Origin of the sequence: Halorubrum sp. F4 (genome assembly GCF_027257195.1) — an archaeon.
GTDB lineage: Archaea > Halobacteriota > Halobacteria > Halobacteriales > Haloferacaceae > Halorubrum.
The window spans coordinates 462,434-477,472 of sequence record NZ_JAPDFS010000001.1 but is presented as its reverse complement, the minus strand read 5'-3'; the positions used below and the strand labels follow the sequence as shown (position 1 = coordinate 477,472).

Here is a 15,039-nt window from a genome sequence, read left to right as displayed (position 1 = left end):
ATGCCACTTGTCGAGGTCAACACTCATCGAGAAACGGGGAAGGGGGGTTACTCGTCAATCAGTTCGTAGGAGTCCGCAAGACCCGCCGAGACGACCTCGGAGCCGACCCTGTCGAGGGCCACTTCCGGGTCTTCGATATCGGCGGCCTCCTCACCCCAGACGGGGTAGGCGAGGCCGTCTTCGGACTCCCAGCCGCCAACCGGGCCGACGTTGCCCTCCAGTTCGGGGCGCTCCGCGAGAGCATCACGAAGGGCCTCCGCTCTGGGGGCATCCATATCCACCGAGAACGACGACTCAAAGTGATTCGCCGTCCCGATGGTGTCACCGGCTTCGTCGTAGAGGTAGAGTTTCCACGTCATACGTCGTACCCGAGTTCTTCGAGTTTGTCCGCTACGTCCCCTTGCGGCTCAAAATGCTTAAGCCACTCTTCGAGGAGCCACGGATAGTGTTCATCGAGGACTTCGAGCCGGTTGAGGTAGTCGTAGTCCGTCGGGTCTTCGGCCATCATCATCTGGGAGAACGTAGCGATGGTCTCGTGGGAGTAGTACGCTGAGTAGTCCCGTTCGAGGAACCGTAAGTGGCGCTCGCTGGGCTTGTTGCCGTTGTTCCAGTATTCGTCCTGTCCCCAGATAGACTGCTTCCACCACGCCCGGTTAACGGTTTCAACCAGACGGTCGAGCGTTCCTGCTTCATCAGACTCCCAGCCGGGGTCGTCCATACCGGGAAGTAGCAGGCCGAGGGCGTTGTTGTACGAATACTGGTTCCAGCGCGTGAACCCGAGAGCAGGCCCGTTCTCGTCGGCCTTGCGGAACATCATATGCTTCGCGTGGCTGACCGGGCCGTTCTCCAGTTCCGTGCCGTCGTCGGCCCATCGAACCTCCGTGATACCCGCGTGGGTCTTCTGGGGAAGTCCCTGTGAGTCCGCGCCCATCTCGTAGCGGTGAGCGTGGACGACCGCGTGGGAGAACTCGTGGTTGATGGTGTCCTCGTAGGGGCCGAGCAGGTACTTATCCAAGTTCTCCTGCGTGTCCCGGCTCTGCTGTTTCAGGATTTTCCGGCGACGGTCGTTCTCGTCGTCGTAATCCTGCTTCTTGAGGACGTTGAAGTTCCAGATGCCGTTGTTCCGGGGACTGATAGCCCCCATACGGAACGCGGGGCCGCTCGGCTGGGTCGCCGGTTCGACCTTGTTCAGCATATGGAGCGTCCGTTTCAGGGCGACCGTGTTCTTGAATCGGGGGAACAGCGTCCCGAACAAGTGGTCTTTCACGAAGTCGAGCCGGGCCGCGTCGAGCGTAGCCCGAGACGTAATCTGGGCGTCCCAGTAGTCTTCGAGCGTCTGCATCTGCTCGGCCCGTGTCAGGTCACCCCAGCGTTGCCCGGCGACGAGTCGGTACTCGCGTCGGTTGTCGAGGTGAACCCGAGTGCCGCCGCTGTAATCAGCAAAATCGACCTCGATGTTCTGGGGATTGAAGTCCCGAACGTAGGCCTTCAGGTACTCCGCGTTGTTTACGTCCCACAAGGCCACTTCTTGGCCGTAGTAGACCAAGTCCAAATCCCACGGCTCGTCGTCGGGAATCTGGAACCACGAGCCGGGAACCCAACTCGGGAGGGTCGCGGCGTCGAAGTCGGTGACAAGTTCCCGCTGAATAAAGTGCGGAAGCCCGTCGTATTGGACTTCGGTGTAGGTGTCGTCCGGGTTAGGGTCGGTGACAACGCCCTCGTAGGCGTCTCCGTCGAACTCCCACCGGAGGGTATCGCCCTTCGTCAACCCAGAGAGGTCGGGGTCGTCGGGGTCGAGGTCGTCCGGGGCGTACTCAACGAACTCGGCGTCCGCGAACCGCCGTCCGAGTGTGTCCTCGAAGCCGCCGTCGCGGAGGGAGTCAACCTCGCCGTACTCCCACAAGCGCCCTTGTCGGGCGTAGTAGGAGTCGCCGGGTTTGATATCCTCGACACCTCGCCGCGTGGTGCCACCAGAGGCCCCAGATTGTGCCGAGACAGCGTCCTCACTCGTCTGGGTACGATTACCCTCGGGGAGTGTGAATCGCTGTCTGGAGCCGCTGGTGGCCCCCGTGTCGCTCCCGTCGCGCTCGGGTGACCAGAGCCGGTCGGTGTCGAAGTTCTCCCCGCCACCAATCCCCCACGGGTCGAAGGATGAATCGGTCGGGAAGTGTTCTCGAACCCACGGCAGGAGGTTCCGAATCGGCGGCCCCCGAGCGCCGAACGCGCCGGGGTCAACGCCGTATTCCATCGGGCCAGCGGCCTCGTCGTCGTTGTAGACCCGGAGAGAGTCGCCCTTCCGGGCCGTTTTGAAGCCGCCGACGAGGTCGCCTTCCCAGATACCGTAGGAGTCCGACGCTTCCTTGCGTCGAATCTCCGCCTCAGCCTCTTCTTGAATCCGCTTGGCAAGCCGTTTAGTGGCCTTCCGAACACCGCGTTCTATCGACTTCTTGATATCCTTGGGGACACCATTATCGTCAACGCTGATTTGGAAGCCTATCTTGCCCATAAGGAGAGAGGAGAGGGGTTATTCAACCACGGTCGTCGTCGCCTCGAAGTGAGACGGATACGGGGTGAGGGCGTCCACTTCGTACACCCGACCGTCGGGGAACGAAACGCGGAAGCCCTCTTCTACCGCCGTGTCGTCGCGGAAAACGAGGAGCGGCGACTCGGTGCGGTAGCGGCCCCCAGAGACTCGGGCCTGTGAGGGGGCAGAACTCCGGGTGTAGGTGCGGACGACCTTCTCGGTCGCCACTCCCGACCACGATTCCGACCCGTCCTTCTTGCCGTAGCCGTTCACGGTGCCATCGCCGGGTTCCTGAATCGTGCAGGAAGCCCCGAGCCTGTGGATGGCGAGCCGGGCTTGTCGGCGCTGGGCGGGGAGAATCATCAGTTATCGAATTGGTAGGTGCGGTCAGCCCGCTCGATTTGGACGTGGCCGATAAGGCCCGTTCCACGTAGAGCGTCGAGCCGCCGGGAGAGGCTGTTCAACCAGAACCCGGCCTGCTCGTCCATCGCCTGATGGCGGACTTGCAGTTCGGAAATCGAGAAGTTCGGGGCGTCAATCTCTCCGGTCTTGGCCTTCAGAAAGAGGCACGTCAACCAGAAGAGCGCCCGTTCGGCGTCGAGGTTCCCGCCGTAGAAGTCGAGGTTGTCGTCCCCGGTCTCAGCGGCGAGTTCCGACTTGGCTATCTCGATAAGCGAAAGGAGGTCGCCGTCAGCGATGAGGCCCGCGTCGTAGTCAGTTAGAACACGGACTTCCGCCATCAGAGTCTCGTCGTTAACGGCCATCTATGACCCGTTCAGGCGAGGTTGTCGATGGTGAACTTGACAGCCGAGAGCGGGTCGGCCATCTTCGCGCCGAAGCGCATCGAGCCGTAGGCACCGAGCAGAGCGGCGGGGTCACCGAAGGAGCCACCGGAACCGCCGATGGGAGCGCCCGTGTTGTCCGTCAGTTCGACGGGGCGGACGTAGTTCGTCTTGATGGGCTGGCCCTCGGAGATAACGAACACGTCCATCTCCTCGTCGCCGTTGAGCCACGCCGTCTGGACGAAGCGAACGCCGTCCTCGACCAGCGTGGTCTCGGGGAGCGCACCCTCACGAAGCCCCTCGGCCTCGGGGATGTGGTAGTTCATACCGTCCTTGCGCTCACCGACCATCTCGCCAGCGACCTCGTGAGAGACGAGGGCGACCTGCGGGCGGTAGCCGTGTTCGCGGAGGTCTTTGTTGGCCGCCCGGATGTGCTGGGCGACCGTGTGCGCCGACGTGTCACCGAACAGCGATGCGGTGTCCTCGTGGACGTGGTCGTGGGTGTTCGTGAACGTCTGCCCGGCGTAGGGCTGGGGCGTGTACCAGAGTTCGGTGCCGTCCGCGACACCGTTCTTCAGAACCTCGAAGAGAACCTCGAACTCCTTGGTGTCCGCGCCCTTGACGAGTTCCTGAAACTCCGCTCGGAGAATCTCGGAGGGGTTGTCCTCAATGAACTCGCGGGAGTAGCCGAGGGAACGCTCGTAGGACTTGACCGAGAAGGCCATCTGCTCGCTCGACAGGGTGCCGGTGCGAGCGTGTTCCATCTCGGCGGCTTCCTGCCACGTCATATCACCCGTGCGGGTGAGGAACGTGCGGCTGGAAACCTCCTGAGTGAAGTTCGCAAGGAACGAGCGCGGGGCCTCCTTGTAGGTCTCGATGAGTTCGAGACCGTAGCCGAGAAGGTCGGAGAGGGGAACGTCGTCCTTGGTGGTCAGTTCGCGCTTGCGGGAGGGGTTAACCATTGTAGAATACCTCGAAAGTGTAGAGAGATTGAGAGACTGCGCGGGCCGGATTAGGCAACCGTGTAGTCGTAGTTGATGTTCAGGAACAGCGCGTTGCCGTCCTCGATAGCGACACCGACGACCTGCCGGAGTTCGCCGGAAGCGTCCGCAGGCTCGTCCTGCGTGTAGCCGCCGCCGACCGCGAGGAAGACCGGCTCACCGGGGGTGAAGCCCCAGTCCTCGTCCGCGTTCTCCACGATAACGCCGTGGTTGATGAACGCGATGCGGTCGCGGCCAACGAGACTGCGCTCGCTCTCGACAACCGAGCGAACGGTGTCGGGAGCGGTCGCATAGTTCGAGAGGTCGTCAGTAGGCGCGGCGGCGATACCGACAGCGGAGACCGCAGAAGCGGAGTCCGCGTCGGCCTTGACAACGTCGCCGTCCGCGTTGAGGCCAACGAGGTCGGCCTCTTCGACAACGGCCTGCGCGAGACCGCCATCGCGGTTGATGGGCTGTTCTGCACCAGTAGCAATACGTGCGTGAACCATTGGTAGAGAGAGTGAGAGTTAGAAGTCTGCTTACAGTCCGAGCAGGCGGGAAACGTCGTCCTCAGCCTGCTCCGAGAAGGCGCTCTTGTCGGCGTCGCTGGGGACGCGGCCCTTCTCCGGGCGCTCCGAGAAGCGGGTCTCCTCGTCGGCCTCGGCCTCCTCTTCGGGGGCCTCCGGCTCGCTGAACTCGGCCTCCTCGGCCTCGCCAGCCATCTCGATGGTCTCCGCGAGCGAGAACCGCTCGACGATTACCTCCGCTTCGAGGTGGGTGTAGTCAGCGGCTTTCTCAGCGAAGTAGGTCTGGGCCGTCTCAAGGTCGCCCTCAAGGGCCTCGACCTGCTCGCTGTATTCCGCGAGGTCGTCCTCAAGGCCCGCGTAGGCCTCGACGTTCTCGCCGTGCTTCTCCATAAATTCGTCAAGGGTGGAGCGAAGTTCGCCTGCGTCCATCTCCTCGATATCCTTGGTGAGTGAGAACTCGTGCATAGTAGTGTAGAGAGATTATTCGATTCGGTAGGGCCGAGCAAGCAGACAACTCTCTCCCCAGTCGGGCTTAGCGGGGGTCATAAAGTCGTCTACTGACTGGCTGAATTGCGGTGACAGGCCGCCGTTGTCGTAGCCTGCCGGGAACGGCGTCAGGGAGAACTCCTGAAGCCGAGCGTCCTTGAACTGGGGCGACTCGTCGGGGTCGTTCGACTTCTCGACCTTGATGGAACGGAAGTCGAACCCAACGGAGCCGTCCGAGATTGCGGGTGGGTCGTGGGTGAAGTCCTTGATGGTGTCCGTGCGGATTTGGCTCCCCGTGTTCGGGATGTGAGCCATCACCTTCAGGAACCCATCGCTGAACTTGATGTTCGAGGGGTCAATCCAGCCGACGTTCGCCCGCTGTGAGCGGGAGTGGTCGAACTGGAGCGGAAGGCGGTCTCCGTACTGGTGGGAGGCCACACGCCGCAGGAACGCCTCGGTCACTTCGATGCCCTTGCGCTCGCCCGGCTCCATCGCCGCAAAGATAACGTCGATTGAGCCGTCGTCGTGTTCTCGGACGCCGTATTCGTTGAAGCCGTCTTCGTCGCGGACGATGACCTCGGGGGCGCTGAACGAGATGTTCAGCCCGAACCCGGCTTCGTCGTCCGGCTGGGCGTCTTGTGCGGTACTCATTTTAGGTGAAATAGTGCGTTGAATTTCCCGATGACGGCGGCGAGAAGGGAGGAAAGGCCGAACGTGATTCCCGCGAGAACGGTCGTGTTCCGGGTTACCCGAGTGTCGAGGTCTTCGATTGCCTCGGCGTTCTCGGATTGCCGGTTGTCGATTCGTTCTACGCGAGCGTCCATCCGTTCCGTCCGCTCATCGAGCCGCCACAGGATTTCGTCACGCTCGCGGTCGTCCATAATACATCAGTCGTTCGAGATATCCTCCTGTGGGCGGGAGTTCCCGCCGGAAGAATCACGTTCGGGGTTCTGTCGAGTCTTGACTTCTTCGCCGCTCGACCGCGTACCACCGCCTGTATCAGAGGGACGCCCGCCGTCGGGATTCTGAACGTCGTCGCCCTTACCAGCCAACTCTTGGATGATACGGATGTGTTCGTCCAGTTCCCCGTCTTGGGGCATTTCCGTTTCAGGGTCGATGCCTACGCGCTTGGCGGCGGCTTCACGAGAGAGTAGACCATTGTTGACCAGTTTGATTGCCATATCGGCGTCCAGCCGCTCCTCCTCGCTGGAGTGCTGGCCGAACTCGAACTCCGGGGGCAGGACTCCCGCCTCACCCGGCTCGCTGTCACCAGCGAGGATGGAGACGAAAATCTGGTGCCGAACGGCGTCCCGAATCTTCGACCTGTACCGCTGGATGCGGCGGTCGAACTTCGGCATCAGGGCGACGGCCTCGTTCCGGCCACCTTCGGAATCAATATTCCCGAGGAAGGCGGGAAGGCCGAGCGCCGTGTAGATGCGCTTCAGGAGATGCTGGAAGGTGCCTTCCAGTTTCATCGCCCCTTGGTCGGACGAGGTCGAAGTGACCCCGACAACCGAGTGGTCAACGTCGTGGCCGACCGCCAACATCGACTCCGGCTCGATATCCTGAATCGTGTTGAGCCAAGTGTCGATTTGCGTCTGCGTCCACGGGCGCTCTTCGCTCCCGAGTTGCCACAGAATCGGAGGGTAGGCCTTCGTGGCGATGAAGCGGGCCATATCAATCTCCATATCGCGGAGCATATCGGCCTGCTCTTCACACGCCTCGATGAGCGAGCGCCCGAAGTCCTCGCCGGGGTGCCGGTGGAACCGGAGTACGGCGAGGTCATACGGCTCGAACTCGATTTCATCGCCGTCCTCTGTCTCAAGGACGTACCCGGTCTCCTTCCCGAACTCGTCGGTCTGGATAGAGACCATCTCCGTCGGGAGGACTTTCGGACGGAACACGTCGTTCTCGACAACGAGTTCCATAAAGGCCGTCCCGTCGATGAGAGCGTGCTTCACCCACATATCGTAGGCGTCCTCCCACGTCGGGGACATTGCGAACAGAAGTCGTAGGTCGGACACCTCGCCGTCGTCGTCGGTTTGGCCTTCGTCCACGCCGATGACGTTGAAAGGCTCGATGTTCCAACCAGACCCGATGAGATAGTCCACGAACGTCTCGACGCCCTCCTTGATGTGAGGGTCAGTATCCGCCACGAGGCGGTATTCCTGAATCTTCTCCGTCGGCGGCTCGCTCGGCCTTGGTTCGCTTCCCGACCCCTGCCGTTGCTTGATGACGGCCTTGGAGGAGTCGAGTGCGAACGTGGCCTGCTCGCGGCTTACGCCGTCGAGTTCGCCAGCCATCGCTCGGCGGAGAATTTCGTCTTTAACGTTTCCCATCGGTTAGTAGATAGATTAGCGTCTGTGTCTTGCTGTGTAGGAGCGCCGCGAACCGTATCCGCCTCTGCTCCTATTGATACTGGCTGACCCGAACGCCGCGTCTGCGTGGCGCTGGGCCGCCTCTCTCGATACGTCGCGCTTCTCGGGGGTCTGCGGGGTCTCCGTCACCCCCATCTCGCTGAAGGAGTCGTCGGGACTGCGCTGGTCGGCCTGTCGCCCCGGCTGGACTGCGTAACCCGGCGGGAAAGCGGCTAACACAGCGGCCATCGCCGTGTCGTCCTTCCCCGTCTCGGAGTTGTCCTTGCCGGAGAACTTCGGCACCGACCAGTCCTCCTTCTTGATTTTCACGACGGACTCAAGTTCGTCGCGGAAGCGGTCGTCGGGAATCAAGGAGACCTGCCCGTTCCGTAGGGCATTGTTGAAGTCTCCCATCATCTCCTCGACGCGCCGCTTGTCTGAGAAGTTGAAGCCGAGAACGGCCCTTCCCAACTTCTCGGTAATCTGCCGGTCGAAGGTCTCGCCCGGCCCCGTCTTGTCGAGAACGACGAGGTCGGCGTCGAGCGCCCGGAAGAGGTGGGCGATTCGAGTGGCGACCTGACGGGCGTTCCCCCGGTCGGGGGAGCCGAACCCGTGCTGGGCCAGCACCTCGTCGGTCACGACCTCCATATAGCGGTGAATCCGCCGGGAGCCGTCGTGGTCGAACACCTGAACAACGGTGTCGTCCTTCGAGATGCCAATGTCCACGCCGATAACGCGGAAGTCCGCGCTCGGGAGTTCCAGACCCGTCAGCACGTTCTCGCCGCGTTCCATCGCCTCCGCAATCGCCTCCTCGGAGAAGAAGCGGTACTCGTCAACGATGGGCCGACAGAGGTATTCCTGCCCGAACCCGAGCGGGTCGGACGCCCGCTCGTCCTCTATCATCTCGATGTTCATATCCGGGCGAACCGGCTGAACATCCTGCTCGTAGAGGGGGCGGTTTATGTCAATCTCGTCGGCGTTGTAGAACGACGGTTGCTTGATGGCGATGACGCCAACACGCTTGCCGTCTTCGTCGTACCCACTCTCGGTTCCCCGATTGTGGGTAGTCATAAACAGGTCGTTCTTGACGTTCGGCGTCGAGACCTGCACCATCTTCCGGTTCTTCCCCAGAGAGAGGAAAGCCCCGAACGCACGCTTGACCTTATTCTGGTCTTCGATGAAGGCCATCTCGTCAAGGAGAACAGCCCGTGCGGACTTGTCACCACGAGAGGCGTCCGGGTCACCGGAGTAGGCCTTGTAGCCCGAGCCGTTCCAGAGTTCGATTTCGCCCTTGTTGACGAAATTCGTCGGAATATCGACCTTCGCGTTGTCAATCAGGTTCTCGATATCCTCGATGCGGTTCTCGGCCTGCTCGTACTTCCGTGAAACCACGGGGTAGAACGAGTTAGGAACGAGAATCCCCTCTACCAGAAAGCAGAGGCCGTAGATGAACGAGTACCCGATACGCCGACCCTTGTAGTTGTTAATCGTGTCGGCGTTGCCGTAGAAGTAGGCCATAACGGCCTTCCGCTGTGTCTCGAACAGTTCGAGGTCTCGAACCTCGCCCGTGTCCATATCACGGATACGGAAGATATCCTCCATCAGACGGTCAGGGCGACCGTCCCAGCGTTCCTCCACAACCTCCGGCTCGACGCCGAGTTGTTCAGCAAAGGCTGTGAGGATATCTCCGTCTTCTTCCATAGATTATTCCCAAGACGACAGTTTACAGACGATATCGAGGTCAGCGAGAAGCCAGCAGGTGTCTTCGGTGTAGCCGTTTCCCTGCCAACCGACGAACAGCCGTTCTCGGTCGAACTCCTCGTGGGTCTCGATGATGACCTCTTCCGGCTTGTCAAGCCCCTCACCGGGGCCTGCGTGGGAAGAAGCCGCCATCAGCGTACTCGCAACCGTTGGTTCCCATTATGGGGAACCGCCGAGGTCGGGAGAGCGCATAACTGCGGGAACGCGCTCACGCAAACCGGCCTCCGACCGCGCCCTCCTTCTCGACCAGCATCACGTCGCCTTCCTCGTGAGGGAACGGGAACTGGTCTTCTGGGAGAGCCAACGTGTCAGCGGGGACACCGTGTTCGGGCTTGAGTTGATACCGGACGCCGGAGACCGCTACGTAGACCGGGCCGCCGACCGCGTATTCGAGGTCGGCGTAGAGGTCTTGTGCGACGATGGCGTTCCTGCCGTCGTAGGGTCGAACGTGAACCTCCGGGGCAATCAGGTATCCCGCGCTAAACAGTTGTAGGTACGTCATTTTCCTATTCCGCAGAATCCGACGGAGGCCCGAACTCGTCCGGGTCGTAGGCCTTGTCGGACTGGGTGATGAGCGAGGCACCGACCTCCGCAAACGACTTGATGAGGTCGCTGGCCTCGTCCGTCTTCTCGGCCTTGAGCCGGGCCTTCCGACTAATACCGAGATTGTCCTCCATCCGCATAATCAACTTCCGCTGGCGTTGCATCATATCGGCGAGGTAGTGGGGTACGTCCTCGTAGTGGACGCTCCCATCCGGGCCAAAGATTTTCTTCGACCCCTTCTCGCCTTCCTTGAAAATCCAACCCTCGGCTCGCTCTGCTCGGATAATCTCAAGAGCAAGCGCGTGGAACTCGTACTCCGCGTTCGGGTCGGTGGCGGTGTCTACTCCATAAGCCTCGGGCCACTCCTCTGTGACCCACTCGTAGAGTTCGACCTGCCACTCGTTCCCCTCGCGGGTCATCGTGTCGAGTAGCGCCTTGCGTGTTGCCTTCATACCGTGTTTGAGATTAGCGTATTTGTCGAGCGATTCGGGGTTACCGTGCCCGGCTCCGCCGTGGAACTTGCACCGCTTCGTCTCGTAGTCGAGATTGTGAGAGGCGCAGTAACGGTCGGGGCCGTCGTAGTCGTCGGGTTGATGCGGTATCTTAGCGAGACAGTAGCAGTCCTCGAAGTCGTAGATTCGAGAGCGCGGCTTCCCGCTGAACTCGGCCCGCATCTGGGCGAGTTCCGCTTCGGTCTTGCCGCTGACTGACTGTTTCGCCATATTAGGGTACTGAAAGGGAGAGTAGATTTGGGCAGTAGAAGATGCCCGTAGTAGACCAACCAGAAGTGACCACTCCGGTTTAGTCCAATCCAGCGGGAACGCCGACTCCCTGATTAGGAGTCTCTGTTCCCTGAATTGGGTAGAAGGGTAGAACCGAGACCAACTGGCCCCTATGAGCGGTCACCGGATAAGACTGAAACAGAAGAACCAGACCCAACTGAGTCCTGCTGAAGCCAGTTTGTCTCACTCCTAATAATATACACCCTTTTATATAGGGGGTCGTGCCTTTATAAGTGACCTCTCGGAGAGGCTGTCAGTTCACTCGGTAGTAGCACCCAGAGTACCAGAAAATATTACCACTTCCCCGGAAATCTACCTTTTTGCCCGCGCTGGAGAGCAACGGGGGAGATTACAGGCGACTACCCCGTAGTAGGCAAGCGGGCGGTCGCCGTGTCTCTCCCGTTACGATTAATCGGTACGCCGTCTGCTATTATAGCCGTTGTGTGAGAACAGAGAAGCATACTTCTGGGCGCTCCACGGAACGCTTTTAGTACCCCGACACCTTCTCTCAGCACGGGCACTCCGCTGGTTACGGAGGCCCACATTTGGGTCTGGTTGGCCCCCAAGGTCAACTCAGACGGCGACCGGGGGCGCGTCGCAGGGCTGGTTACCCAACGCCCCCACTTTCCATACTCAGATATCCATTAGATTCAGGAAGTTCCCGACTTCGAGGGACTGGACGTACTTCTTCGGCACCTCGTCAATGTCCCCAGAGAAGTCATCGAGGAAGTAGTGGTACACCGCGAGACTCCTCGACGGCTCGCCGTCCTCATCGACGTACACTATCTCCTCCTCGAAGTCGTAGATTTTGACCTCCTTCCCGTTGTGAGTGACCACGTCGCCCCGAGCAAGTATGTCATCGCCCTCTTCTCGGTCAGCAATGTCGTACTCCGGCGGATGCTCTCTCATTAGGTCTCCTTGGCGAATAGAACCTATCCTCCGATAAAATCTGTGTACCCTCACCGAGCCGAGAGCGGCAGGAACGCGCTTCCTACTTCCTGACTCTTTTATGTTGCCTGCCCTGAACTTCTCATAATGGATAGTGCATCTACTGACTCAATAATTTACGAGGCCATAGAGGAGGTCTCCGAGCGCGAGGACACCGACCCAACCGAACTCAACCCACCGATACAAGAGGTCATTGACGTTGACGCGCTGGAAAACCTATTACAGAATCCGAAGCCCGGCTCTTCCATCCGAGTGTCGTTCGTCTATCAAGGCTACGAGGTCACGCTCACCACGCACGGAATCTCTGAGATTGTTGCTCTCGACTAATCACCGGCTCGCCCCGTTCCCGCCGAGTTGGGCGATTGACACTCCTTATACAGCAAGTCCTTATATCACCTAAAGCGTAGGAGAGTCCGGCGACTTCTGAAAAGGGGCCTTTCCCCGTGGTAGGCAAGCGGACAAGGCCCCTTTGACGGTCGCCGTCAAGCGACCAACCGGATTTGAGTCGCTGATTCTATAAACTCGTTGCTGTGAGCCGAGCAGAGGCCCTTCGCGCACGGAGAATTTCAGGAAATTATTTTCAAGACCGTTCATATACCCAAAATCTGGATATTTTCGAGGCAACTAACGTATTAAATCGGATTCTGCCCAGCAAGTGGTGTAATAACCCCCGTAGGGGCCTTTCAAGGGCTTATGCGGCCTTTCAAGGCCCTTTCAAGGCCCTTCCCGGCGGTCTCCCGACCCAGCAACCCTGCTTACTACCCAGTAGTAACACCCAGTTAGGCCCCTTCTCGGGCGTCGATACACTCAAATAAGATGACCCAGATATTACTATGCGTAATGCCCTACGGGGGCCGTTCGGCGGCCTACCCTAAAACGCCGACAGAAGCCGCGAGGGGTTAGTATTCGGGGGTTTCAGGCTACGGCGCGGGAGGGACGTACACGATTGTTCACGGAGACCCTTTCACGGTGACCCTTCAAAGGCCTTTCACGGCGGTTTCAAGCCCTATGCGGCGGGAATAGCGCCCCCGCATCACCCTCCGCCCATCCTGTCAGCCTACCCAACACAACGACTCTTTATATCTATATCCGTTCTAAGGCCCCTTCTCGGCGGTCTCAAGCCCCCTACGGCTATGTCACGGTTCTTTATGGTATGCTATAACACGATTTAGTGTCAACTATCTGGAGACGGGGGGCTTGGCCTACTCAAACCCCCACAGACAGCGTTTCCAGAGTCCACGACAAGTTTATATACTCCCCAGTCTTACGGTAGGATGCCGATGAAGGCCCCTCGGGGTTGGAGGATTTTCAACTTGCTTGCCCCCGCCGGTCGGGTAGGCCGGGGGCAAGAGTGTGGGTATGCTGGTAAGGCACCGGGCAAGTGTGGTAAACGCTCCCGAAGCCCCCGAGAAAAGGAGTATCGGTCGGCTTAGCCCCCTTAAAGGCGCGTAAGCGTCTGACTGACGGCTTGAGACCGTCTAAGGGTAGTGTGTGCGGTCGTATTAGCGGCCAAACTCGGCGGAAACGTCAATCACCGGAAAAATACAATATAGCGCAACCCCAGCATATCCAGTCTCCCTCGGGAGACAAAGACGGCAAGGCGGTTAACCAGCCTTGCTTTAAGCCCCCATACGCACGTAAAAGTGGGTAACGCCGAAAACCGGCTTAAGAAGCCCGGTATTCCCCCTTAGCACCCTTCCCGCCGGGGATTGTGCTAAGTTCCATACGTCGTGTGGCTACGGCGGGGTTTACCTATGAGACCGTAAACCGGGATTAGGACGTTTAACTAACCGGAAAACGGTAAAACACCATTATCATACGACCCAGCGGCGATTAGGCTAATCTATCCGTAGTACCTCGCGCAAGCCCCCTTCTGGGGGTTAATCCCGACTATTCCGGGCTTTTCTAAGCCCGTGGTAAGTCGGCGGGATATGCGACGGGAGAAGGGACTTATCCAGCCTATCCTTCGGGATTAAGTCGTACTAAAACCCCCGAAGCGGGGGTTAATGGACTTGATTTTGGTGGCTTGAAACCGCGAAAACGGACAAAACCGCCGACGAAACCAACTTACCCAAAAGCCCCCTTCGGGGGAAAAGAAAATGGTCGAAACAAGGCCCTAAAGGCCTTGTCGCGGGGAAATAGCCTACCTCGCCTTTGACGATGACCTTGGCTCCGTCCCTTGAGGGACGTGAAACAAACCAACCAGACCCAAACAAATGTTTGAACTCCCGACCCAGACCGACAGCACCGCTAACAACCAGACCGACAGCGACAGCAACGACGAAACCACCTTCGGTGGGGAAAGAATCGAAGAGTATGAAGACTACTGGAAGGCCATCTCGATGGTTCGACTTCTTAAGAAGTCGTGTAAGGCCCTCGGCGTCGCAAAAGTGAAGGACTCCGGTAAGTCGCCGTGGGCCGACCACTACGGCCACTTCGCGGCGATTGCCTACGGCACCGACGACGAGCCGGGGCTTAAGGAGACCTGCCAAGACCTACCGGGGAACCTTCCCGAATACAAGGACGAGTTCGAGACCCCCGAAGGGGACTTCGACGTGATTACCGCCGAGACCGCCGAGGACTTCGGCCTTCCCGCCGACGACTTCGGGGACGACGAAGACCCCATCTTCGTCCCTGTCGAATACGAAGCCCCCGAAGAGGTGTGGTACGAAGTGAGCGCCGATGAAACGACCGTTACTGAAGTCCTCGAAGGTATCTCGGGGATTGGCGAAGCCCGAGCCGCCGAGGCTTACAAGGCGCTGAAGGAGGCCGGTCTCCTGAAGGACGACGACAACTGAAGCAACCAACCAAACCCAAATGTTCACCGATTACGACCCTGACGAAACCGACGCCGTAGCACTTGACGACCGAAACGCCGACGTTGAGCCGGACTTCGAGATGGACGAACGGCTGGCCTTCCATAATGGCTGGGGGCTTTCCGACCCCGCCGACCTCTGACCGAAACGGATAAGACCTCTTACGGGGTTTAGATGGCGGCTTGCCGAGAAGGCGGCGGGCTTCTCGCCGGGTTCAATTCCCGGCTCGGCTCTTGGCCTTTAGGCCAAAACCAACCAGACCCAACGATGAGTGACTACGACGACGGCGACGACCGGGAATCGTACCAGACCTACGGCGGGGCCGCTGACCCTTCCCCCGACGACTTGTTTATCACCCACAACCGAAACCGCGAGGCGTTCGCTGAAGAGCGCGAGCGGCGTCAGGACGGCGAAGTGATGAACGACCTCTTCGAGTAAAATGTGCCACTTCACCGAAGACTGCGACGCCGAAGACGCCTACTGGGAAGACGAACCTATCCAATTGGGGATGGCTTCGCTCGGAGCGTTCGGCT

The 15,039-nt window shown here is 59.7% G+C and carries 19 protein-coding genes; 4 read left to right on the top strand and 15 right to left on the bottom strand.

Going from position 1 to position 15,039, the window contains the following annotated elements; genetic code table 11:
- Nucleotides 1-47 precede the first annotated feature (47 nt).
- The 15 genes from OKW78_RS02450 to OKW78_RS02380 all read right to left on the bottom strand — a co-directional run bounded on the left by OKW78_RS02450 (nucleotide 48) and on the right by OKW78_RS02380 (nucleotide 11,651).
- Nucleotides 48-359 carry a hypothetical protein gene (locus OKW78_RS02450; protein ID WP_281193724.1) on the bottom strand — a complete coding sequence of 104 codons (312 nt, stop codon included), beginning with the start codon at nucleotides 357-359 and terminating at the stop codon, nucleotides 48-50.
- Nucleotides 356-2,506 (bottom strand): hypothetical protein, encoded by a 2,151-nt coding sequence (locus tag OKW78_RS02445; protein ID WP_200531623.1) that lies wholly within the window; start codon nucleotides 2,504-2,506, stop codon nucleotides 356-358. The genes OKW78_RS02450 and OKW78_RS02445 overlap by 4 nt, the downstream gene beginning before the upstream one ends.
- An 18-nt stretch (nucleotides 2,507-2,524) precedes the next feature.
- Entirely contained in the window at nucleotides 2,525-2,887 is a 363-nt protein-coding gene (locus OKW78_RS02440; protein WP_200531622.1) for a hypothetical protein, read from the bottom strand.
- Nucleotides 2,887-3,288, bottom strand: a complete 402-nt coding sequence (locus OKW78_RS02435) for a hypothetical protein (protein WP_279529451.1) — start codon at nucleotides 3,286-3,288, stop codon at nucleotides 2,887-2,889. The genes OKW78_RS02440 and OKW78_RS02435 overlap by 1 nt, the downstream gene beginning before the upstream one ends.
- Nucleotides 3,289-3,299: 11 nt before the next feature.
- Nucleotides 3,300-4,268, bottom strand: coding sequence for a hypothetical protein (locus tag OKW78_RS02430; RefSeq protein WP_281193723.1), 969 nt, complete (start codon nucleotides 4,266-4,268; stop codon nucleotides 3,300-3,302).
- Nucleotides 4,269-4,318: 50 nt separating this feature from the next.
- Nucleotides 4,319-4,795 carry a hypothetical protein gene (locus OKW78_RS02425; RefSeq protein WP_200531619.1) on the bottom strand — a complete coding sequence of 159 codons (477 nt, stop codon included), beginning with the start codon at nucleotides 4,793-4,795 and terminating at the stop codon, nucleotides 4,319-4,321.
- 30 nt (nucleotides 4,796-4,825) lie between these two features.
- On the bottom strand, nucleotides 4,826-5,278 hold the full coding sequence (locus OKW78_RS02420) for a hypothetical protein (protein WP_200531618.1): 453 nt from the start codon (nucleotides 5,276-5,278) through the stop codon (nucleotides 4,826-4,828).
- A gap of 15 nt (nucleotides 5,279-5,293) precedes the next feature.
- Nucleotides 5,294-5,950 (bottom strand): hypothetical protein, encoded by a 657-nt coding sequence (locus OKW78_RS02415; RefSeq protein WP_200531617.1) that lies wholly within the window; start codon nucleotides 5,948-5,950, stop codon nucleotides 5,294-5,296.
- Nucleotides 5,947-6,180 (bottom strand): hypothetical protein, encoded by a 234-nt coding sequence (locus OKW78_RS02410; RefSeq protein WP_200531616.1) that lies wholly within the window; start codon nucleotides 6,178-6,180, stop codon nucleotides 5,947-5,949. Before OKW78_RS02410 ends, OKW78_RS02415 begins: the two co-directional genes overlap by 4 nt.
- Nucleotides 6,181-6,186: 6 nt before the next feature.
- Nucleotides 6,187-7,602, bottom strand: a complete 1,416-nt coding sequence (locus tag OKW78_RS02405; RefSeq protein ID WP_281193722.1) for a hypothetical protein — start codon at nucleotides 7,600-7,602, stop codon at nucleotides 6,187-6,189.
- A 51-nt stretch (nucleotides 7,603-7,653) separates the two neighbouring features.
- The gene (locus OKW78_RS02400; protein ID WP_281193721.1) at nucleotides 7,654-9,357 is read right to left on the bottom strand and encodes a hypothetical protein; all 1,704 of its coding nucleotides are present in this window, start codon (nucleotides 9,355-9,357) and stop codon (nucleotides 7,654-7,656) included.
- A 3-nt stretch (nucleotides 9,358-9,360) separates the two neighbouring features.
- Nucleotides 9,361-9,549 carry a hypothetical protein gene (locus OKW78_RS02395; protein ID WP_281193720.1) on the bottom strand — a complete coding sequence of 63 codons (189 nt, stop codon included), beginning with the start codon at nucleotides 9,547-9,549 and terminating at the stop codon, nucleotides 9,361-9,363.
- Nucleotides 9,550-9,625: 76 nt separating this feature from the next.
- Nucleotides 9,626-9,919 (bottom strand): hypothetical protein, encoded by a 294-nt coding sequence (locus OKW78_RS02390; RefSeq protein WP_281193719.1) that lies wholly within the window; start codon nucleotides 9,917-9,919, stop codon nucleotides 9,626-9,628.
- 4 nt (nucleotides 9,920-9,923) lie between these two features.
- The gene (locus OKW78_RS02385; protein ID WP_281193718.1) at nucleotides 9,924-10,682 is read right to left on the bottom strand and encodes a hypothetical protein; all 759 of its coding nucleotides are present in this window, start codon (nucleotides 10,680-10,682) and stop codon (nucleotides 9,924-9,926) included.
- Between the two features lie 693 nt (nucleotides 10,683-11,375).
- The gene (locus OKW78_RS02380; protein ID WP_281193717.1) at nucleotides 11,376-11,651 is read right to left on the bottom strand and encodes a hypothetical protein; all 276 of its coding nucleotides are present in this window, start codon (nucleotides 11,649-11,651) and stop codon (nucleotides 11,376-11,378) included.
- A 126-nt stretch (nucleotides 11,652-11,777) separates the two neighbouring features.
- Here OKW78_RS02380 and OKW78_RS02375 point away from each other — a divergent pair, with 126 nt between their 5' ends.
- The 4 genes from OKW78_RS02375 (at nucleotide 11,778) to OKW78_RS02360 (ending at nucleotide 14,944) form a co-directional block, all read left to right on the top strand.
- Nucleotides 11,778-12,017 (top strand): HalOD1 output domain-containing protein, encoded by a 240-nt coding sequence (locus OKW78_RS02375; RefSeq protein WP_281193716.1) that lies wholly within the window; start codon nucleotides 11,778-11,780, stop codon nucleotides 12,015-12,017.
- A gap of 1,889 nt (nucleotides 12,018-13,906) precedes the next feature.
- Entirely contained in the window at nucleotides 13,907-14,488 is a 582-nt protein-coding gene (locus tag OKW78_RS02370; protein ID WP_200531609.1) for a hypothetical protein, read from the top strand.
- Nucleotides 14,489-14,507: 19 nt separating this feature from the next.
- Nucleotides 14,508-14,648, top strand: coding sequence for a hypothetical protein (locus OKW78_RS02365; protein WP_200531608.1), 141 nt, complete (start codon nucleotides 14,508-14,510; stop codon nucleotides 14,646-14,648).
- Nucleotides 14,649-14,773: 125 nt separating this feature from the next.
- Nucleotides 14,774-14,944 (top strand): hypothetical protein, encoded by a 171-nt coding sequence (locus OKW78_RS02360; protein ID WP_281193715.1) that lies wholly within the window; start codon nucleotides 14,774-14,776, stop codon nucleotides 14,942-14,944.
- The last annotated feature ends 95 nt before the right edge of the window (nucleotides 14,945-15,039 follow it).